1 protein-coding gene is annotated in these 704 nt (G+C 72.3%); it reads right to left on the bottom strand.

All coding sequences use genetic code 11. The features are described 5' to 3' along the window. Positions 1 to 676, bottom strand: a 676-nt coding sequence (locus tag E4P43_RS19690) for a leucine zipper domain-containing protein (protein ID WP_135147197.1), incomplete at its 3' end; no start/stop codon positions are given. Positions 677 to 704 lie beyond the last annotated feature (28 nt).

Raw genomic sequence — 704 nt, 5'->3', positions numbered from 1 at the left:
CCCCGCGATCGGCGAACCAGGTCACCGCCCGCCGGAGCACCGCGGTGGCGGTGGCGCCCAGCTCGTCGTCGTGGATCTCGGCGTAGGCCAGCCGGGAGTGGTCGTCGATGACGACGTGGATGAAGCCGTGGCGCATCAGCGGCTGCCCGTAGCGGCTGCGGGCTCGGCCGCCGTCGTGGTGCCGGTTGGCCTTGCCCTGCTCGCGGCCGAGGAAGCGCCAGCCGCCGCCGGTGGGGATGTTGCCCAGCTTCTTCACATCGGCGTGCAGCAACTCGCCGGGTGCGGCGTGCTCGTAGCGCACGACCTGGTGCTCGCGGCGCTCGAGGCGTGACAGTCGGCTGATCCCGCAGCGGCGCAGCACCGCGCCGGCGGTCGAGGGCGCGACCCCGGTCTCGGCCGCGAGCCGGACCGGGCCCCAGCGTTTGCGCAGCCGCAGCGAGACGATCCGCTGGGTCGTCGCAGCATCGGTCTTGGCCGGGCTGGAGCGCGGCCGACTGGACCGATCGACCATCCCGGCCTTGCCCAGCAGTCGATACCGCTCAGCCCACCGATCGGCGGTCTTCCAGGCGACCCCGAAGAGTTCCGCGGCCCGAACCTTCGGCCAGTTCTCCTCGACGACCAACCGGGCCAGCCGAAGACGCTGGCGCGGGGTCAAAGCGGCATTAGCGTGGAGCACGAGGACCTCCGGTGCTTCGTGGAATGGG

It is taken from the genome of Blastococcus sp. TF02A-35, from assembly GCF_004571075.1.
Taxonomy (GTDB): domain Bacteria; phylum Actinomycetota; class Actinomycetes; order Mycobacteriales; family Geodermatophilaceae; genus Blastococcus.
Note: the sequence above shows the minus strand (reverse complement) of the source record. Positions and strands in the feature narration are given on the sequence as shown.